At 70.4% G+C, this 19,124-nt stretch carries 18 protein-coding genes; 7 read left to right on the top strand and 11 right to left on the bottom strand.

The window, feature by feature from the left end:
* Positions 1–53 precede the first annotated feature (53 nt).
* Positions 54–458, bottom strand: coding sequence for a hypothetical protein (locus ABZ880_RS46575; protein WP_361277067.1), 405 nt, complete (start codon positions 456–458; stop codon positions 54–56).
* 197 nt (positions 459–655) lie between these two features.
* Entirely contained in the window at positions 656–1,864 is a 1,209-nt protein-coding gene (locus ABZ880_RS46580) for a S8 family peptidase (RefSeq protein WP_361277069.1), read from the bottom strand.
* 316 nt (positions 1,865–2,180) lie between these two features.
* On the opposite strand from ABZ880_RS46580, the gene ABZ880_RS46585 reads away from it, so the two are divergent.
* Positions 2,181–2,987, top strand: a complete 807-nt coding sequence (locus tag ABZ880_RS46585; RefSeq protein ID WP_361277071.1) for an SGNH/GDSL hydrolase family protein — start codon at positions 2,181–2,183, stop codon at positions 2,985–2,987.
* Here the strand turns inward: ABZ880_RS46585 and ABZ880_RS46590 are convergent, their stop codons facing one another.
* The 4 genes from ABZ880_RS46590 to ABZ880_RS46605 all read right to left on the bottom strand — a co-directional run bounded on the left by ABZ880_RS46590 (position 2,988) and on the right by ABZ880_RS46605 (position 9,644).
* Positions 2,988–4,595 carry a serine/threonine-protein kinase gene (locus ABZ880_RS46590; protein WP_361277073.1) on the bottom strand — a complete coding sequence of 536 codons (1,608 nt, stop codon included), beginning with the start codon at positions 4,593–4,595 and terminating at the stop codon, positions 2,988–2,990.
* Between the two features lie 63 nt (positions 4,596–4,658).
* The gene (locus tag ABZ880_RS46595) at positions 4,659–6,386 is read right to left on the bottom strand and encodes a sulfite exporter TauE/SafE family protein (RefSeq protein ID WP_361277075.1); all 1,728 of its coding nucleotides are present in this window, start codon (positions 6,384–6,386) and stop codon (positions 4,659–4,661) included.
* Positions 6,383–7,921 (bottom strand): tetratricopeptide repeat protein, encoded by a 1,539-nt coding sequence (locus ABZ880_RS46600; RefSeq protein ID WP_361277077.1) that lies wholly within the window; start codon positions 7,919–7,921, stop codon positions 6,383–6,385. Before ABZ880_RS46600 ends, ABZ880_RS46595 begins: the two co-directional genes overlap by 4 nt.
* Positions 7,922–8,108: 187 nt before the next feature.
* Positions 8,109–9,644: a DUF4331 domain-containing protein gene (locus ABZ880_RS46605; RefSeq protein ID WP_361277079.1), complete on the bottom strand. Its 1,536-nt coding sequence runs from the start codon at positions 9,642–9,644 to the stop codon at positions 8,109–8,111.
* A gap of 251 nt (positions 9,645–9,895) precedes the next feature.
* Here ABZ880_RS46605 and ABZ880_RS46610 point away from each other — a divergent pair, with 251 nt between their 5' ends.
* The 3 genes from ABZ880_RS46610 to ABZ880_RS46620 all read left to right on the top strand — a co-directional run bounded on the left by ABZ880_RS46610 (position 9,896) and on the right by ABZ880_RS46620 (position 11,649).
* A complete protein-coding gene (locus tag ABZ880_RS46610; RefSeq protein WP_361277081.1) occupies positions 9,896–10,438 on the top strand; it encodes a sigma-70 family RNA polymerase sigma factor in 543 nt (180 codons plus the stop codon).
* The gene (locus tag ABZ880_RS46615) at positions 10,435–11,253 is read left to right on the top strand and encodes an anti-sigma factor (RefSeq protein WP_361277083.1); all 819 of its coding nucleotides are present in this window, start codon (positions 10,435–10,437) and stop codon (positions 11,251–11,253) included. Before ABZ880_RS46610 ends, ABZ880_RS46615 begins: the two co-directional genes overlap by 4 nt.
* Before the next feature lie 126 nt (positions 11,254–11,379).
* Positions 11,380–11,649: a hypothetical protein gene (locus ABZ880_RS46620; protein ID WP_361277085.1), complete on the top strand. Its 270-nt coding sequence runs from the start codon at positions 11,380–11,382 to the stop codon at positions 11,647–11,649.
* A gap of 203 nt (positions 11,650–11,852) precedes the next feature.
* On the opposite strand, the gene ABZ880_RS46625 is transcribed toward ABZ880_RS46620, so the two are convergent.
* Complete coding sequence (locus tag ABZ880_RS46625) at positions 11,853–12,635, bottom strand: ABC transporter permease (protein ID WP_361277087.1); 783 nt, start codon at positions 12,633–12,635, stop codon at positions 11,853–11,855.
* Positions 12,632–13,591: an ATP-binding cassette domain-containing protein gene (locus ABZ880_RS46630; RefSeq protein ID WP_361277089.1), complete on the bottom strand. Its 960-nt coding sequence runs from the start codon at positions 13,589–13,591 to the stop codon at positions 12,632–12,634. Before ABZ880_RS46630 ends, ABZ880_RS46625 begins: the two co-directional genes overlap by 4 nt.
* A gap of 63 nt (positions 13,592–13,654) precedes the next feature.
* Here ABZ880_RS46630 and ABZ880_RS46635 point away from each other — a divergent pair, with 63 nt between their 5' ends.
* Positions 13,655–14,374, top strand: a complete 720-nt coding sequence (locus tag ABZ880_RS46635; protein ID WP_361277091.1) for a TetR/AcrR family transcriptional regulator C-terminal domain-containing protein — start codon at positions 13,655–13,657, stop codon at positions 14,372–14,374.
* Here ABZ880_RS46635 and ABZ880_RS46640 read toward each other — a convergent pair.
* Genes ABZ880_RS46640 through hmgA form a run of 3 tightly spaced genes read right to left on the bottom strand, consistent with a single transcriptional unit; the run spans position 14,371 to position 17,654 of the window.
* On the bottom strand, positions 14,371–15,531 hold the full coding sequence (locus ABZ880_RS46640; RefSeq protein WP_361277093.1) for a type ISP restriction/modification enzyme: 1,161 nt from the start codon (positions 15,529–15,531) through the stop codon (positions 14,371–14,373). The genes ABZ880_RS46635 and ABZ880_RS46640 overlap by 4 nt on opposite strands.
* 26 nt (positions 15,532–15,557) lie before the next feature.
* Complete coding sequence (locus ABZ880_RS46645; RefSeq protein ID WP_361277095.1) at positions 15,558–16,307, bottom strand: GntR family transcriptional regulator; 750 nt, start codon at positions 16,305–16,307, stop codon at positions 15,558–15,560.
* A 27-nt stretch (positions 16,308–16,334) separates the two neighbouring features.
* Complete coding sequence (gene hmgA, locus ABZ880_RS46650) at positions 16,335–17,654, bottom strand: homogentisate 1,2-dioxygenase (protein WP_361277097.1); 1,320 nt, start codon at positions 17,652–17,654, stop codon at positions 16,335–16,337.
* 160 nt (positions 17,655–17,814) lie between these two features.
* On the opposite strand from hmgA, the gene ABZ880_RS46655 reads away from it, so the two are divergent.
* Positions 17,815–18,420, top strand: coding sequence for a hypothetical protein (locus ABZ880_RS46655; protein WP_361277099.1), 606 nt, complete (start codon positions 17,815–17,817; stop codon positions 18,418–18,420).
* The gene (locus ABZ880_RS46660; protein WP_361277101.1) at positions 18,417–19,034 is read left to right on the top strand and encodes a TetR/AcrR family transcriptional regulator; all 618 of its coding nucleotides are present in this window, start codon (positions 18,417–18,419) and stop codon (positions 19,032–19,034) included. Before ABZ880_RS46655 ends, ABZ880_RS46660 begins: the two co-directional genes overlap by 4 nt.
* Positions 19,035–19,124 lie beyond the last annotated feature (90 nt).

Raw genomic sequence — 19,124 nt, forward strand, 5'->3', positions numbered from 1 at the left:
ATATACGACGGTATTGATGATTGAGACCGTATGGCAAGGCCTGGAACGAGGCCTCACGTTTTTGTTGGTTTGACCGTTACACAACTTAGGAGAAGGAGGAAACTGATCACGGTCACGGCGATGATCCCGCCGCGCACGGACCAGCGATGGACGGCCAACATGCCTTGTGCGACGAGCATGTTGAGGACGATCGCGCCCGCGACTGCGGCGAGGACGCGACCGAATGGTTCCAGCCCGCGCAGCGCGAGGCCGATGGCCGTCGCGGGTGCCGCGAGGAGGAAGAACAGGGTGAGCGGCCCACGCAGGGGCGAGTCCGATTCGACGAGCGCCAGAAGCGCGCCGAATCCCCCCACGGCCGTGGCGGCGCCCGCGAGCAGCGGCGACAGGTCCCTCCCCGGACCCGGTCGCGCACGCTCCGCGCCGTCTGTTGAAGCTCTCTTGATACGGATGGTCTGCATTGGCGACTTTGCCCCCCAGCGCGCCGGATGCCGGACTTCAATGTCGCGCAGTGCAAGAGGGGGCGTCAAGATGCTTAAACAGCCGCAGACCTGTTCTTGTGCACTCTTGAAACATGCGGGAACAGGCGTTCCCCGGAGGCGCCGGCTGCCTCCGGGGAACGGTCGTTCGGGTCGAGCGGTATTTCAGCGAGCGGGTGTCACGGGACGATCTTCAGGAGCTTGTTCGGCGAGCCGGTGCCCACGCCGGTCAGCACGCCGGAGGTGGCGCCGCCCACCAGCGCCGAGGCGACCGTGGCCGGGGTGGCCGAGGTGTGGCCCGCGAGGTAGACCGCCGCGGCGCCCGCGACGTGCGGGGTCGCCATCGACGTACCGGAGATGGTGTTGGTGGCGGTGTCGCTGGTGTTCCAGCCCGCCGTGATCGAGGAGCCGGGGGCGAAGATGTCCAGGACCGAGCCGTAGTTGGAGTAGCTGGCCCTGGCGTCCGAGCTCGTGGTGGCGCCGACCGTGATCGCGGTGGAGACACGGGCCGGGGAGTACGAGGAGGCGTTGGCGGAGCTGTTGCCCGCCGCGACCGCGTAGGTCACGCCGCCGGCTATGGAGTTGGCGACCGCCGTGTCCAGCGAGGAGGAGGCGGAGCCGCCCAGCGACATGTTGGCGACGGCCGGCGTGGTGTGGTTCTCGGTGACCCACTCGATGCCGTCGATGACGCCCGCGGTGGTGCCGGAGCCGCTGTTGTCGAGCACCCGGACCGCCACGATGTTCGCCTTCTTGGCGACGCCGTAGGTCGAGCCTGCGATCGTCGTGGCCACATGGGTGCCGTGGCCGTTGCCGTCGGAGGCGGTGGTGTCGCCGTCGACCGCGTCGTAGCCGTAGGAGGCACGGCCGCTGATCTGGCTGTGGGTGATGCGGACGCCGGTGTCGATGACGTACGCCGTCACGCCGCTGCCCGCGGTGTCCGGGTAGGTGTACGTGCCGGACAGCGGCAGTGCGGCCTGGTCGATGCGGTCCAGGCCCCAAGGGGCGCTCGACTGCGTGGTGTCGGTCAGATGGACCGTCTGGTTCTGCTCGACGGAGGCCACCGAAGGGTCGGCCGCGAGTCTCTTCGCCTCGGTCGCCGAGAGCGTGGCCGTGTAGCCGTTGAGCACGGTGTCGAAGGTCTTCCCGACCGTGCCGCCGTACTCCTTGATCAGGCCCTTGCCCGCGCTCGAGGCCGCCTTGAGGCCGGCCGTCTTCTTGAGCGTGACGATGTAGCTGTCCTTGATCGCGGTGGGGGAGCCGGCGGCCAGGACCTTCCCCTCGGCCGGGGCGGCCTGGGCAGGGAGGGTGGTGAGCCCGCCGACGAGGGCGGCGGTCGCGAGGCCGGTCACGGCCGCGAACCGGAGCTTGTTGCTACGCAGTTGTGCCATTACGAGGGAGTCCTCCTCATAGGCGGCGCGCGCCTGGGTCGGGCGCGCGTCTGTGGGGGATGCGCACGCCGTCGCACGCATGGTCAAGGAGCGTCGCGTTCCACCCCATGACTGAGTAAAGAATCTGCGGTCTACGGGCGTAGCTCAAGGGAGTTGACGGCCTGTCATGTGTTTGTCATGCACGCGTAATCGAACGTCCCGTGGAGGCCTCGGAAAGGTACCGAAAAGGCCGAAAATCTCTTGGCATGGACACTTCCTGTCAACACGCGTAGTTGCTACGACGGTTGTGGCAGAGATCGTGCTAAAGGGAGGTTCCATGAGACGTTCCCGAATTGTCGCTTTCGTCAGCTCGATCCTCCTCGCCGCCGGAATGGCCCTCACCGGGGCCACGGCGGCGCAGGCGTCCCAACAGGCCGCGGCCACCGGCTATGTGGCGCTCGGCGACTCCTACTCCTCCGGAGTGGGAGCGGGCAGCTACATCAGCTCCAGCGGCGACTGCAAGCGCAGCACGAAGGCGTACCCCTACCTCTGGGCGGCCGCCCACGCGCCCTCGACCTTCGACTTCACCGCCTGCTCGGGCGCCCGAACGGGTGATGTTCTGGCAAGTCAGCTCGGCCCGCTCAGCGCCTCCACCGGTCTGGTCTCCATCAGCATCGGAGGCAATGACGCCGGCTTCTCCGACGTCATGACGACCTGTGTGCTCCAGTCCGACAGCGCCTGCCTCTCCCGGATCAACACCGCGAAGGCGTACGTCGACTCGACACTTCCCGGTCAGCTGGACAGTGTCTACTCGGCGATCAGCAGCAAGGCGCCGAACGCCCGTGTCGTCGTCCTCGGCTACCCCCGCTTCTACAAGCTCGGCACCACCTGCGTCGGCCTCTCCGAGACCAAGCGGAAGGCGATCAACGACGCGGCGGACTACCTGGACACCGCCACCGACAAGGTCGCGGCGAACCACGGCTTCGCCTTCGCCGACGTCCGCGCCACCTTCACGGGCCACGAGATCTGCTCCGGCAGCTCCTGGCTGCACAGTGTCAACTGGCTCAACATCGGCGAGTCGTACCACCCGACCGCGGCCGGCCAGTCCGGCGGCTATCTGCCGGTCCTGACCAGCGCGGCCTGATCACTGCGAGGGTGACGGCGAAGTACTGGGGGAGGCCCCGCCCGTCGGGGTCTCCGCCACGCACGTCACCGAGAACGGCACCGAGTTGGACGTCGTCTGCTTCGGCGAGCGCACCTCGACACTGATCGAGTTCCGGAAGGTCCCGGTGCTGTTGTACGTCGTCACGAACGCCTTGTCCTGCTTGGTCTTCCCACCACCCTCCGGGAAGGACATGGTCTTCCATCCCGGATCCATCACCTGCCCGTCCTTCGACACCCACCGGTAGCTGACCTCGGCCGGCAGCCGCCCCACCGTGAAGGTCGCCGTGAACCCGGGCGCATCGCCCTGGGCGGGGGGACAGGCGCCGGAGTAGTCGGTGTTGGCGCCGGACAGCGTGACGCTCACGGACTGGGGAGCCGCCTTGGAGGCGCTCTTGCTCGGACTCGGCGTCGGGCTCGCGCCGCCGCCCGGGTTGCTCCGCGTGGCCGTCGACGAAGTCCCGGTGTCCGAACGGGTGTTGTCGGCGTTGTTGTCTCCTCCGCCGCCGTTGCCGCGGTTCAGCAGCGCGTACGTCAGCCCCGCGATGGCCAGGGCGAGGACGACCACGCCGACGAGCAGCACGACACCGGCTCGGCGGTTGCGCTCCGGCGGCGGCGCGGCCGTGGCGGTCGTCGCCGGGCCCGGCACGGGCTGGGTCGGGGCGGTCGGGTACGGCGTGGGCGAGGTCGGCAACGGCGGCTCCGGGAAGGCCGCGATCGTCGGGGCGTACGGCGACGTGGGCACGTCGTCCGAGCGGGGCGTCCCCCCGGCCGCGATGATCCGCAGGTCGTGCTCGGCCCGGTCGGGCGACAGGCGCTCGGCCGGTTCCTTGCGCAGCAGCCCCTCGATGACGGGTGCCAGCGGACCGGCCCGGTGCGGCGGCGGCAGTTCCTCGTCGACGATCGCCCGCAGCGTGCTGAGCGGAGTGGCCTGACGGAAGGGGGAGTTGCCCTCCACCGCCGCGTACAGCAGGACGCCGAGCGACCACAGGTCGGACTCCGGGCCGGGCGTACGGCCCAGCGCCCGCTCCGGGGCCAGGAACTCGGGCGAGCCGATGACCTCGCCGGTCATGGTCAGCGCCGAGCTGCCCTCTACCTGCGCGATGCCGAAGTCGGTGAGCACCACCCGGCCGTCGTTCGACAGCAGCACGTTGGCCGGCTTCACGTCCCGGTGCAGCACCCCGGCCTCGTGCGCCGCCCGCAGCGCGGCCAGCACCTCGGCGCCGATGTGCGCGGCCCGCTGGGGATCCAACGGGCCCTCGGCGTCCAGGAGTTCGGCCAGCGAGATACCGCGGACCAGCTCCATCACGATCCAGGGCCGGCCGTCCTGCGTGGCCACGTCGTACACCGTGACAACGTTGCGGTTGGCCACCCGCGCGGCCGCCCACGCCTCCCGCTCCAGGCGGGCGTACATCCGCTCGACGTCCACGGCCGGCAGCCCGGCGGGTGCGCGCACCTCCTTGACGGCGACCTCACGGTGCAGCACCTCGTCCCGGGCCCGCCACACGGTTCCCATGCCGCCCTCGCCGAGGGGGGACAGGAGACGGTAGCGGCCCGCGATCAGACGTTCACTGCCCGATTCTTCGGACACGGGCGTCCCCCATTCGCATCCGCGTGCTTTCTCCACCTCGCGTGATTTCTCCACAAACGTAGCTCAGCCGAGTGCGGATGCCGCCCCCTTGAGCACCAGTCCGGCCCCAAGAGCCACGACGAGCAACGCCGACCCCAAAGGAGCGGTCCTGCGGACGAGGGTCGCCATCGGGTGGGCGGTCCAGCGCGGGCGCCTGTCCAGCACCCGGTTCATCCCGGTACCCAGCTTGACCACGGCGAACCCGGCCGCGGTCAGCGTGAGGGCGAGCCCGACGCCGTACGCCACGACCAGCAGCAGCCCGAACCAGGCCTGCCCGAGCGCCATCGCACCGACCAGCACGACGACGGCGGAGGGACTGGGCACGAGACCACCGGCGAAGCCGAGCAGGATCGTGCCGCGGATGGTGGGGGCGGTGGAGTGGGTGTGGGTGAAGCCGCCGTGGGTGTGCTCGATGGTGTGGGAGTGCTTCTTGGGGTGTTTGTGGGGGTGAGGGTGGCTGTGGCCGTGGTCTGGGTCGTGGCTGTGGTCGTGGTCGTGGTGGTCGTGATCGTGCGTGTGACCCGGGGAGTGCGTGTGGGTGTGGGTCTCGGCTGTCGTCGAGGCCGTTTCCGTGCGGGCGGCGACCAGGACCAGCGCGCGTTCCTCGGGCTCGTCGGTCTCGTGCGTGTGCGTGTGTCCGCCGGGGCCGTGCGGGTGGGGGTGCGGGTGGTCGTGGTCGTGCGTATGGCCATGCCCGTGGTCATGGGTGTGCCCGTGGCCGCGGTTGCGCCATGCCCGGCGTACGAGGGTCGCGCCCGCGCACGTCACCATGACGCCGCTCGCGATGCCCAGCCAGGCGATCACCGAGGGGGCCGCTCCTGAGCCGGCCGTGACGAGGAGGCCGAGGGCGACCACGCCCAGGGTGTGGGTGACCGTGACCGAGGCGGCCAGGGGCATGACGTCCTTGAGGCGGGCGCGGCCGCCGCGGGCGGCTGCCGTCGCGGCCATCAGGGTCTTGCCGTGGCCCGGCGCCAGCGCGTGCATCGCGCCCAGGACGATCGCGATGAGCAGCGCGAGCGCGGCGAAGCCGGCAGTGAGGTCGTGCCGGGCGACCAGGTTGTTCAGGGCCTGGGTCCAGCGGTCGGCGCCGCGCGGCAGCACGGAGGCGGCGGGGGCGTCCTGCTGCTCCTCGACCAGGGCCGGACCACCGGCGCGCACGCGCAGCGACGCGGACGAGGTGTCGGCGGGGGAGGAGAGCAACTCCTTGGGGTAGCTGGTGAGTTCGTGGGAGACCGACTTCTTCGGTACGTCCGACGCGGTGAGCGTCATGCGGTCGCCGCGCGCGGTGATCTCCCGCCAGCCGGGCCCGGAGGTGGCGCCCTCGCTGTGGAAGCCGAGGGTGACGCTCTGGGACCTGGGCAGCGGGGCGGTCAGCCGGCACTCCACCCGGAGGGTGTTCAGGCCCGCCTGGCCGGGGCGCACCTGTGCCTTGCTGCTGCCGACGGTCAGGGCGGCGGCACGGCCGTCGACGGTGGCCTTGCTGCCCTCGGCCGCCTTCGCGCACCGCTCGCGCGCCCACTCGGTCATGCCGAGCCGCTTGATGTCCGGCTTGGCCTGGGTCGCCGGGATCTCGGCGAGGTCCTCGACGTGGTCGACGCGCAACTGGCCCGGTGCGGCCACCAGGCCGTCGTAGCGGTTGACGGTGAAGTTGCCGAGGGGGTGCGCGCTCGCACTGGCGGAAGGAACCAGTGCGAGCGCGCAGGCCGCCGTGAGGACGGCCATGGTGGAGGCGAGGAATCGACGGGGGTTCACTTCGCCGCCTCCAGGTCTTCGAGGGCTTTACGGGCTTGGGCGGCGCCCAGTGGTGAGAAGCCGGGGTTCAGCTTCAGGGCCGCCTTCAGGGAGTCGCGGGCGTCCTTCTCGTGGCCGGTGGCGCGTTCGATCACGCCGCGGTGGTAGAGGAAGGAGGCGTTGCGATAGCCGGTCGCCGTGGCCTGCCTGGCGTACAGGAGGGCTTCGGCGTCCTTGCCGTTGACGTGCAGGGCCCAGGCGAGCGCGTCCGCGGTGTGCACGGTGTGGCGGCGGGCCCACTCGGCGCGGGCCGCGCGCAGGGCGGAGGCCTTGTCACCGTGGTCGGCGGCCGCGAGCGCGGTGTCGAGGTCGGCGTTGACGCCGTTGGCGCGGGCGAGCGCGATCCAGGCGTCGACGAGGGCGTACTGGTCGCGGGCCTTGGCCTTGTCGCCCCCGGCGCCGCGGTTCTCGTACATCTCGCCGAGTTCGACCAGCGGCTGCGGCAGCGGGTAGCGGGCGACGACCTGCTCCATGCCCTTGATCCCGGCGGCATGGTCGCCGCTCGCGAACTGGGCGCGGGCGCGGCCCTCCAGGGCGGGGAGGTAGTTCTCGTCGGCGGCCAGCGCGCGGGCGTAGTACGTGAGCGCGCTCTTGTAGTCGCCCTGGTTCCAGGCGAGTTGGCCGAGCTGGGCGGCGACGTAGGAGATGTCCCCGCGGGTGGTGGAGGTGGCGAGCGCCTGCTCCAGTACCCGTCGTGCCGTCTTCACGTCACCGCGCAGTTCGTGCACGTACGCGTACCGGGTGAAGACGGGGACGCCCGGGCGCCGGGAGTCGGCGGTGTCTGCGGCCTTCGACGCGTCGGCGTAGCGGCCGAGTTCGACGAGGGCGTCGATGCGCGAGGAGAGGGCGTTCTGGCTGTACGGGTTCTCCTTGAGGACCTGGTCGGCGTACTTCAGGGCGTCCTTGAAGTCGTGCCGGGCCGCGGCGAGGGCGGCCCGGCCGGTGACGGCCTGCTCGTTGCCGGGCTTCAGGTCGAGGGAGCGCGCAAGGGCCTTGTCGGCCTGCGGGTAGCGGGAGGGGTCGCCCTTGGTGCGGGCCTGCTCGACGTAGGCGAGTCCGAGGGTGGCCCAGCTGCCGAAGTCCTTCGGCTGGGCCCGGAGATGGGCCTGCAGGGAGGCGATGCTCGCGTCGAGGTCCCCGCTGTTCAGCAGCGCCGGTGACATGGCACTCGGCGCGGCGGCGACGGTCGTACCGCCGTTGTCCCGGATGGCTCCGTAGGCGATCGACCCGGCGGTGAGCGCAATGGCCAACAGGACTGCGGAGCCGCCGAGTTGAAGGGCCCGCATACGCCGACCGGCTGCACCGACCCGGCGGACGGCGGCGACCCGCTCGTCGTCCGCCTTGTCCCCCTCGGCAGCGGGCTCGGGGTCCGGGACCGCGCTCTCGTTCCCGTCCCGGGCTTGCTCGGCGGCCGGCGCGACCTCGGTTCCCGGTGGGGTGACCGGCGTCTCGCCGCTCTCCCTCTCCGGTGCGGTCTCGTTCGTACGCGGGGCCATGCCCTCTCCTCAATCGGCTTGCTGTCCAAGGAAGTTGTGGGGGATGCGGCGCGGCCCGCGCCGTGGGGGATGGGTACGAGCGGGCCGCGCCAGTCGGTGGATGGGCCAGGGCCCTCGATGGGCCGAAGCCCGCGGACCGGGCGGTGCCGCTCCGAAGAAGCCGCCCGGTCCGCCGGTCACAGTCGGCCTAGTACACCCGGCTCCGCATCCGGCGCCACCACATCAGGCCGGCGCCGATCAGGGCGATACCGGCGGCGCCGCCACCCGCGGAGGCGGCGATCAGGCCGGTGTTGCTCATGCCGCTGGAGGAGCCGGCCGGCTGCAGCGCGTCGCCCAGCTGGTTGCGGACGTCGTTGCCGCTGGTGACACCCTTGGCGGTGGCACCGCGCGAACCGGCCGTCGGGTTGGCCAGGTACGGGAAGGAGTGGCCGAACTTCTTGTCGTTCTTGTCGACCGCGTCGCCCAAGTCGTTCTTGGAACCGACCAGTTCACCCTCGACGACCTGCAGTGACTCGTCGATCACGTCGTCGGTGAGGCGGCGTCCGTTCGGGAAGCCCGCGTTGTCACCGTCGAGGACACCGAGCCGCTTGGGGTCGGCCGCCGGCTTGATCGAGGTGTTCAGGCGCAGTTCCTCGGCCGGGCGGACGTTCGGCGGCTGGTTGAGGCCCTTCACGCCCTTCAGGAAGACGTCGACCAGGTCGTTGCGCGGCTCGGCCGGCGCCTTGATCTTGTAGATCGACTCGATGAGCTTCGGCAGCTCCGGGTTGGTCACGTTCTTCAGGAACTGCGCGTCGTACCAGGGCGAGGACGCGTTGAACTTGTCCTTGTCCTTCAGCGGGTTGACGACCTCGTTGACCAGCGGGTTGCCCAGGCGCGAGACCTGCTCGTAGTAGCCCTGGGCGTTCTTGCGCTGGGTCGTCGACCAGATGCCGACGATCGGCTGCTTCGACGACTCGGTGATCATGTCCGTCGGGACCTGCAGGGCGATCGAGTTGACGTTGTAGCCCTTGAGGGTGTCCCGGCCGACCTCGGAGAGGTTCCCGCCGTACAGCAGGTCGAAGACGCGCAGGTCCAGGAAGAACGGGTCGTCGGCCTGGCCCGCGAACGTCTGCGCGCCGTTGGCGAGCTTGTAGATCGCCTGCTTGCGCAGCGTGTTGTAGTCCGGCATCGACGCCTTGCCGACGTTCGATGGGGCCACCGGCACGTTGTCGGCGAGCTTCGTCTTCGACACGACCTTCTGGTTGTGCAGCTTGATCAGGTCGATGTCGTACGACTGCGTGACGTTCAGGTCGGGGTCGTCCAGGCTGGTGACCGCGCCCGTGTTGTAGAGGAACGTCTTCTTGTTCTTCGTGTGCGTCTTGAACGTGTAGCGCAGCAGCAACTCGCCCTGCGCGTCACCGTTGTTGTCGATGTGGATGTCGTACTGGGCGTCGTCGGCGAATGTGTAGAAGTTCGGGCCGCCCGCCGGATCCTCGAAGGGGATCCAGTTCGCGATGATCGTCGTCGTGTCCGGCTTGTCCGGGCTCACGAAGGCGTACACGTCCGTGTTGTCGTACTGGGGCTGCCCCGAGATCAGCGGAGCCTCCCGGTGGCTGGAGGCGGAGGCCGCCCCCGGTTCCAGCGTGGCCACGCCGGCGGCCGCGAGCCCGCCGGCAGCCAGCGCACCAGCTATGAGGGTCGCGATGCTCCTGCGTCCCGCGCCGCTCCTGGAGTCAGTTGTCATGCCGTCCGTCCTCAGTCCCAACTTGCCTGACGAACGCTGATTCGGAGCGGTCGGCAGGGTGGATTGGTCGAATCCCAAACGTCTTTACGGCGAAGGCGGGATCTTGTTTCAGCAGAACCGGCAATCTTGTTTCGTCGAACGCCGACCCGCGTTTTGGGCTTGCTGATCCGTAACCCCATCCGGAGGTGCGTTCGTTGCGAATGCCTGGTGTGACAGGACGGGGCCCATGCGGGCGCAGAGAGGGGGACCGAGTGGAGGCGGACGAGCTTCTGGTACTCGTGGCCGACGGGGACCAGAAGGCATTCGAGGAGCTGTACGGACTGGTGTCCGGTCCGGTGTTCGGGCTGGTCCGACGCGTCGTGCGGGACCCGGCGCAGTCGGAGGAGGTGGCCCAGGAGGTGCTGCTCGAACTCTGGCGGTCCGCCGCGAAGTTCGACCCCGGGCGCGGCAGCGCGCTGTCCTGGATCCTCACCCTCGCCCACCGCCGCGCCGTCGACCGGGTGCGCAGCGCCCGCGCGGCCGTCGACCGCGAGCAGCGCGAGGCCCGCCGGGCCCACCACCCCGCCTTCGACCAGGTCACCGAGGAGGTCGAGGCGGGCCTGGAACGCGAATGGGTGCGCCGCTGCCTGGACCGCCTCACCGCCCTGCAGCGCCAGTCCGTCACCCTCGCCTACTACGACGGCTACACGTACCGTGAAGTGGCCGAGCGGCTCTCCCTGCCGCTGGGCACCGTCAAGACCCGTATGCGCGATGGACTCACCCAGCTGCGCAAGTGCCTGGGAGGTGTCGCATGAGTGCCCTCGCCCGACTGTTCCGCCGTGAGGATCTGCACTCGCTCGCGGCCCCCTACGCACTCGATGCGCTGGAGCCCGCGGAGCGGTTCCGCTTCGAGAAGCACCTCAAGACGTGCGACAGCTGTGCCGCCGAGGTCCGCGCCCTGTCCGAGGACGCCGTCCGGCTTGCCTGGTCGACCGCCGCGCCGCCGCCGGCCGCGATGCGCGACCGGGTGCTGGCCGCCGTACGCGCCACTCCGCAGGAGCCGTCGATGGCACGGGAGCACACGCCCCAGCTGCCGCCGCACGTCTGGGGCACGCAGCCGCCGCCGTCGCGCACCCGTGCGCCCCGCGAGCGCCGCCCCTTCTTCGTTCCGCTCGCCACGGCGACGGCCGCCGCGGCCCTCGTCGTCGCCTCGCTCTTCGCCGTGCAGGCCAGGCAGACCCAGGACAAGCTGGACGCCGCGCAGGCGCAGTCACGTGAGATCGCCCACGTTCTCGCAGCTCCCGACGCGCGCGCGACCACACGCAAGGGCGCCCAGGGCCGAAGTATCGGAGCGATCGCCTCCGCATCCGAGGGGCGGGCCGTTGTCACGCTCAGCGGATACGCCGATCTGCCCAGCGGACGCGTGCACCAGCTGTGGCTCATGCGCCCCGATGCGCAACCACGCTCCCTCGGGCTCTTCAAGGGCGGCGACACGCCCTTGGTCGCGACCGGCCTCAACAAGTCGGCAACATCACTCGCTGTGACGGTCGAGCCCGACGGCGGCTCACCACAGCCCACCAGCCAGCCGGTTGTCCAACTCGCCCTGAAATCGGTTGGATTCGGAGAGTGACGAACGAAGAGTCGTCAACACCCTTACGGGGAAGGTGAATCCTGTGACCGCGATACACGAGTGCCCCACGGGAGCGATAGGGTTACCCTGCCCGGGCCGGGTGGACTCGTACGGGTGGGGAGTGACATGGAACAGATAACAGTGCGCAGCAGGGCCAGGGTCCCTGCGATCACCTGCGGGAGCAGCGCGACCAGTTCGCGCCTCGACCGCCATCTCTCGGTGCTGGGAGGTCCTGCCGTCCCGCAGCGGGAGGCGGCCGAGGCGACATCGCTGATGCGTGAGCTGACCGCACGTGACACCCCGCGTGAGCGCAGCGCCAGGGGCGCGCGAATCAGCCGCGTCCTGCTCTTCGCACCACTGCGCCGACTGCGTCGCTCGCTGTTCGGCGGACGCTGAGGTACACCGGCGCTCCTCGCGAGCCCGAGCTCGGGTGACCGCACCGTCCCGGCGCAGCGCTGCGTACTCGTCGTCCGTCATCCCCACGGCACTGCAGCGACGTCCAGGTGCGACACCCGAGCCCGGGTCCCCGCCCGCCCCCATCCCTGCCCCGTCCCCGCCCGGCAGTGATGGCTCTCAATTCCCCTCGGGGAAGCAGCCGTTCACCGTTCGCCGTGTGCGTATTTCCGCACCGCAAGCGGCATGAACACGGCGATCAGTACGGCGCACCACATCAGTGACCCGGCGATCGGGTGCGCCACCGGCCAGGCGGCGCCCTTCGGCACGGGCGCGTTGCCGAACAGGTCCCGCAGCGCCGTCGTCACCGCGCTGATCGGATTCCACTCGGCGATCGTGCGCAGCCAGCCCGCGAGCCCCTCGGTCGGGATGTAGGCGTTGGACAGCAGTGGCAGCACGAACGTCGAGGCGCCGAGCTGCCCGGCCGCGTCCTCGCTGCGGGTCAGCAGCCCGAGGAAGATCCCGATCGACGTGCACGCGAACCGGAACAGCAGCAACAGCCCCACGGCGCCCAGGGTTTCGGGCGCGGACCCCTCGATCTGCCAGCCCACGGCGAGCCCGACCAGCAGCAGCGGCACCGTCCCGATCGCCGTGACCACGAGGTCGGCCACCGCCTGCCCGAGCGGCACGGCGGCCCGGCTCACCGGCATCGTGCGGAACCGGTCCATGACTCCCCGGTGCGAGTCGGCCGCGGCCTGGAACATCCCGGTCATGATCCCGCCCGCGGCCGTCGCCACCAGCAGCCCCGGCACCAGGAAGGAGCGGTACTCGCGGCCGGGCATCGCGAGGGCGCTGCCGAAGACGTAGCCGAAGAACAGCAGCATGTTGATCGGCATGACCTGGGTGAGGATCGCGAGTCCCGGACTGTTGCGGACCCGCCGCAGCTGCCGGCCCACCATCGCGAAACCGTCGTACGCCAACGCGCTCATGCCGCAGCCTCCTTGGGGTCGGCAGGGGGTTCTTCCGTGAGCCGGAGAAAGGCCTCGTCGAGCGTCGGCGGACGCAGGCTCGCGTCGAGCAACGGCACGCCCGCGGCGTCGAGTTCGCGCACCAGGCGGGGCAGGGTGAGCGTCGAGTCCCGGGTGACCGCACCGACGGCGTTCCGCTCGTGGTCGAACGACGGCTGCGCGCCCGTGAGTTGATCGAGCACACCCGCCGCCTTCGCCATCACGTCCGCATCGGCGACGACGGCCTCGACGTACGCCCCGACGAGCGCTTTGAACTGCGCCGGCGATCCCGTGTGCGCCACCCGTCCGCGGTCCACCAGGGCTATGTCGTGGGCGAGTTGGTCGGCCTCCTCCAGATACTGCGTGGTCAGCAGCACGGTCGTACCGTCGGCCGTGAGCTCGCGCACCGCGTCCCAGATCAGGTTGCGGCTGGCCGGGTCGAGTCCGGTCGTCGGCTCGTCCAGGAACAGCACCTCGGGTCGGCGGATCAGGCTCGCCGCCAGGTCCAGCCGGCGCCGCATCCCGCCGGAGTACGTCGACGCGGTCCGGCCTGCGGCCTCGGTCAGCCCGAACCGGTCGAGGAGCTCGTCGGCGCGCCGCCCGGGTGCCCGCACCCGGTGCAGCCGTGCGAACAGCCGCAGGTTCTGGCGGCCGGTGAGGTCGCCGTCGACCGATGCGTACTGCCCGGTGACGCCGATCGAGCGCCGTACGGCTGCCGCCTCCCGGACGAGGTCGTGCCCCGCGATCCGGGCCGAGCCCGCGTCGGGCCGCAGCAGCGTCGTCAGCAGCCGTACGGCCGTCGTCTTGCCCGCCCCGTTCGGCCCGAGGACACCGCAGACCGTGCCCCGGGCCACCGCGAGATCCAGCCCGCGCACCGCGTGCACCTCGCCGAACCTCTTCTTCAGACCTTCACTAAGTACAGCGTACGTAGAAGTCATGGCTTGACCATAGCGCACTACGTACGCTGTACGTAACTAGGATGGTGGCCGAGGTGATGATCGATGGCGGGCCGAGCGGCTGTACCCGAAGTGATCTGGACGCGCCCCGAGCGGGCGGGCCGGGGACCGAGGCCGGCGTACACCCGTGCCGACATCGCGGCGGCGGCGGTGAGGATCGCCGACGCGAGCGGGCTGGACGCGGTGTCGATGCGGCATGTCGCGGCCGAACTGGGCTGCGGGACGATGTCGCTGTACAACTACGTCCCCCGCAAGGAGGACCTGTACGAGCTGATGGTGGACGCGGTCAGCGGGGAGCACGAGCTGTGGGAGCCGTCGGGGGACTGGCGGGCCGACATGATGCGGGTGGCTCATCAGACGCGCGCGCTCATGCACCGGCATCCCTGGATGACGCGGCTGATGTCACCGGTGTACGGGTTCAGCCCCAACGCCCTGCGGTATCTGGAGCACTGCCTGGCTTGTCTGGATCCGCTCGAGGACATGACGTACGGCATGAAGATGCAGCTCGTCGGGCTGCTCAACGGCGTGGTGACGATGTACGTGACCAACGAGCTCGCCACGGCCGAGCGGTCGCGGAACCTGCCATGGTCGGAGGAGCAGGAGAACGCCGTGCGGAGCGCCTATCTGGGGAGCCGGATCGCCGACGGGGCGTACCCGCGGATGGCGGCGGCGTTCACGGAGGATCCGGGTCCGATCGATCTGGAGGCCGTGTTCGAGCTGGCGCTGGACAGGGTTCTCGACGGGTTCGATCCCGACAGAACCTAGATCAGGGCGAACTGGCCTTCCGGGCCCTCCTCGTGGTGGTCCAGGACCGAAGCCGGCTTGCGTGCCGCCTCCGGTGCCGGAAGCACCCCCGCCTTGTGCAGCTCGGACGCCGTGATCGGCGCCGTCACCGTCAACTCCTGCTGTTGCGGCCGCAGTTCCGCCAGGAGTGCCAGGACCGTGATCAGCTCCAGCAGCTCAGAGGTCCATGTCTGGGGCCAGGTCGCCGGGCGGATCGCCGCAAGGGCTCCCGGTTCGGCCTCCGTCGTGCGGGCCGTGAACCACTGCTCCAGGACCCGGACGCCCGCCGCCTCGAAGTCCCAGGCCTCGGGCGGGACCGGCGAGATGCGGCCCTCGTCGAGCAGCAGGGTCTCCTCGTCGCGGTCGTAGCCGATCGTGAAGGGGCGTGACGGCAGCGGGGCGCGGACGTACGGGCGGCGGCCGCCCGGCAGCTTGGGGCGGTCGCCGTTGCGACGCATCAGCCAGAGGATGCGGCGGCCCAACTCCACGCCGTGCGCCCAGAGTTCGCTGTCCTCGGTGAGCGGCACCGTCAGGTCGGGCCGTACCGTCGCCATGGTCCAGGCGAGCACGTCCGGCGCGGTGGGCGGGTGGCCGAGACGGGAGTTCAGGTGCTCCACGAGGCCCGGCGCCAGGTTGGGTTCCGTGCCGCCGGGGCGGCGGTACAGCGGGCGGATGCGGCCGGGGCGCAGCAGCGGGAGGTGCGACGTGGCGAGCAGGGGCGGGGCGCCCGAGTCCGAGGGGGTCTCCACGACGAAGATCTGGTGTTCGTCCGCCACCCGCCACAGCTCCGGGCGGGCCGAGTCGATCAGGCGGTGGTCCGGGATCAGCCACTGCTCGTCGAAGGGGGCGTGCAGGACGCGCACCGGCTCGGGGCAGGAGGCCGACGCTCGGACCAGCTTCTCCGTGCCGCTCGACTGGCCCGGCAGCTGGCCGACCGCCGAGTGCAGGGTGCGCGAGCGCGTCGGCTCGAACAGGGCCTCCCGGTCCGGCCCTTCGGCCTTCAGCAGCGCGTCCCAGCGGGCTTTCAGGGATGCGGCGTCGGGGCCCGTCGGCCACCCCCGGCCGAGCCGCGGCGGTGCGACGGACCACGGCATGAGGTCCGCCAGCAGCGGAGCGTCGTCGTGCGTCACGCTGGGCATCGTACGACTTGGCACGGACAGTGATGTCATGTGGCGTCCAGAGTGACCGTGAAGGAGAAGCGGTCGCCCCGGTAGTGGATCACCGCCGCGTCCAGCACCCTTCCCTCTCCGTCGTAGGTCACACCCGTGTAGTGCAGGATCGGGCTGAGCAGCGGGACTTGGAGCAGCCGCGCCGTCTCCGGGTCGGCGAGGCGGGCCTCCACGGTGTCCGTGATACGGCTGATGTCGGCCCGTACGACGTCCCGCAGCACCTTGGTCATCGGCCAGCGCACCAGGTCGGACGGGTCGATACGGGCGGCCAGTTCGGGACGGACGTAGTTGCGCGCGTGATTGGTCGGCTCGCCCGTCTTCTCGTCGCTGCGCAGTCGGTGGTACGTGGCCACCTCGTCGATCTCCGGGAAGTACTCGGCGAGTTCGGGCGGCACCGGCGCCTTGCCGTGGTCCAGCAGCTCGGTCGTCATGCCGGACTGCTGGGCCACGATCGCGTCCACCGAGCCGAGCAGCCGCACCGGGGTGCCCCGTTTCGCATGGGGCTCGATGAAGGTGCCCCGGCGGCGGTGGCGGGTGATCAACCCCTCGTCCTCCAGCTCCTTCAGCGCCTGCCGCATGGTCAGCACGCTCACCCCGTAGTGGCCCGCCAGCTGCTCCTCGGTGGGCAGCCGCAGCGGGTCCTGAGGTGAGCGGCCGAGTATCGAGGCGCGCAGCGACTGCGACACCTGGTACCAGAGCGGCAGCTTGCGGTTCAGGACGATCGAGTCCGGGGCGAAGGAGGTCACGGGGCTATCCGTACCGGTCGTCCGCGATCAGTGCAACGGGCGGAAATGCCGCTCCAGGCCCCGCCACACGTCGTCGTAGTGCGGTTGCAGATGTTCCGCCTGTGCCGCGTGCGCGGTGAGCGTGACCGGCCAGCGCGTCTCGAACATGAACGCCAGCCCGTCGTCCACCTTCTGCGGCTTCAGCTCCGCCGCGCTCGCCCTGTCGAACGTCTCCCGGTCCGGTCCGTGCGCCGACATCATGTTGTGCAGCGAGCCGCCGCCGGGCACGAAGCCCTCCGCCTTGGCGTCGTAGGCGCCCTCGATCAGGCCCATGTACTCGCTCATCACATTCCGGTGGAAGTACGGCGGCCGGAACGTGTCCTCGCCCACCAGCCAGCGCGGCGCGAAGACCACGAAGTCCACGCCGGCCAGGCCGGGGGTGTCCGACGGGGACGTCAGCACGGTGAAGATCGACGGGTCGGGGTGGTCGTAGGAGATGGTGCCGATGACGTTGAAGCGGCGCAGGTCGTAGACGTACGGCACATAGTTGCCGTGCCAGGCGACCACGTCCAGAGGCGAGTGGTCGTAGGTGGCCGTCCAGAGATTGCCGCAGAACTTGTTCACGACCTCGACCGGGCCGTCGACGTCCTCGTACGCGGCGACGGGCGCCTGGAAGTCGCGGGCGTTCGCAAGGCCGTTGGCGCCGATCGGGCCGAGGTCGGGCAGGCGGAAGGGGGCGCCGTAGTTCTCGCACACATAACCGCGGGCGTACTCGTCGTCGAGCAGCTCCACACGGAAGCGCACCCCGCGAGGGATCAGTGCCACATGCCCCGGCTCCACGTGCAGCAGCCCGAACTCCGTGTGCAGCAGCAGGCCGCCGCGCTCCGGGACGATCAGCAGCTCGCCGTCGGCGTCGCTGAAGACGCGGTCCATCGAGGAGTTGGCGTGATACAGGTGCACGGCCATACCGGTGCGCTGGGTCGCGTCGCCGTTGCCGCCGAGGGTCCACAGACCGGCGAGGAAGTCGGTGCCCTCCGTCGGGTCCGGCAGGGGGCTCCAGCGCAGGCGGTTCGGGTCGGGGACGGACTCCGTGAAGGGCGCCGAGCGGACCCAGCCGTTGTGCGTGTGCGTGAACGCCGGGTGCGCGGCCGAGGGGCGGATGCGGTAGAGCCAGGAGCGGCGGTTGTGGGCCCGCGGCTCGGTGAACGCCGTACCGCTGAGCTGTTCCGCGTAGAGCCCGAGAGGGGCGCGCTGCGGCGAGTTGCGGCCCTCGGGCAGGGCGCCGGGCACGGCCTCGGAGCTGTGCTCGTTGCCGAAGCCGGAGAGGTAGGTCAGCCCCTCGGCCGTCTTGTGCGCGTCCCCGCTCATGATCGCTCCCTTGCGGACTGTGCGGTCTGATTCCTATGCATCACCGTAGGATTGCGGTTTCGTGCGCGCAAGGGGTCCACCGGACGTCCTCACCAGGGAGGAACGAGAACACGACTCCAGGGGGATCCAACTGTCGGACCGGTGTTCTAGCCTCACGGGCATGTCGTGGACGCGGGGACCACTTGCCCTGCTCGCGGTCTGTGTCCTGCTGCTGACCGGATCCGCGGGCTGCGGCTCCAGTGATGCGCACGAGGGCAAGAACGGGGAGTCGGCCTCGCCGGTCGGCAAGCTCCTCGACGACACCGACGAGGAGGGGCGGCATCTGCGCGAGGTGGACAAGAAAGGTGCGCCCGAGGTCGGCATCGAGGTGCAGCCGGACGCCGACGACACCTGGGACGTACGGCTGACCCTCCACAACTTCCGCTTTTCGCCCGAGGGTGCGAAGCCGAAGGCGGTGGCCGGCCGCGGCTATGTCCACCTCTTCGTCGACGACCGCCCCGTCACCCGCCTGCGCGGCCTCGGCTACCGGCTCCCGGCCCGGTTCGTCCCGCGCGGCACGCACCACGTCACCGCCCGTCTGTACGCCGACGACGGCACCGCCTGGGCCGTGAACGGCAAGCCGGTCGAGAGCACGGCCGACATCACGGCGTCGGAGGCACAGGCCACGCCGGACGGCACCCCGAGCACGGCCGCACTGGGTGCATCCGGCAGCTATCCCCCTAGCGGGGGGCGAGGTTCACCGAACGGCTCAGGAACGGCATCATGAAGTCCGTGCCCCACGCGACATCGCTACGCCGAGCCCCCGTGCAGCGACGCAGTGCCGAACGGCTGACCAGGATCCTCGACGCCTGTGCCGACCTCCTCGACGAGGTCGGCTACGACGCCCTGAGCACCCGAGCCGTGGCCCTGCGCGCCGGAGTCCCCATCGGTTCGGTCTACCGCTTCTTCGGCAACAAGAGGCAGATGGCCGACGCTCTCGCCCAACGCAATCTCGAACGCTTCACCGAGCAGGTCACCGAGCGGCTGAAGGCGGCCCGCGACGGAGGCTGGCGCTCGGCCATGGACGCCGTCCTCGACGAGTACCTGGCCATGAAGCGCACCGCGCCCGGCTTCTCCCTCGTCGACTTCGGCAACCAGATCCCGGTCGGCGCCCGTGACGCCGAACCCAACCACCGCGTCGCCGACCGCCTGACCGACCTGCTCTCCGGCTACCTCGACCGGGAGCCGGACGACGATCTGCGGCGCTGCTTCCTGATCGCCGTGGAAACCGCCGACACCCTGGTCCACCTGGCCTTCCGGATGGCCCCGGAGGGCGACGAGAAGATCATCGAGGAGGCGCGGGAGATGCTGCGGGCGTATCTCGCGCGGGTACTGGACTGAGTCCTCCGGGCGGCGGCGAGGCGGGCGGCCCGCGAATTTCCGACCTCACCCCCTGAGGGGCCTCCCGTCCGTGCATACCGGTCGGTATGC

It is taken from the genome of Streptomyces sp. NPDC047043 (genome assembly GCF_040644055.1).
GTDB lineage: Bacteria > Actinomycetota > Actinomycetes > Streptomycetales > Streptomycetaceae > Streptomyces.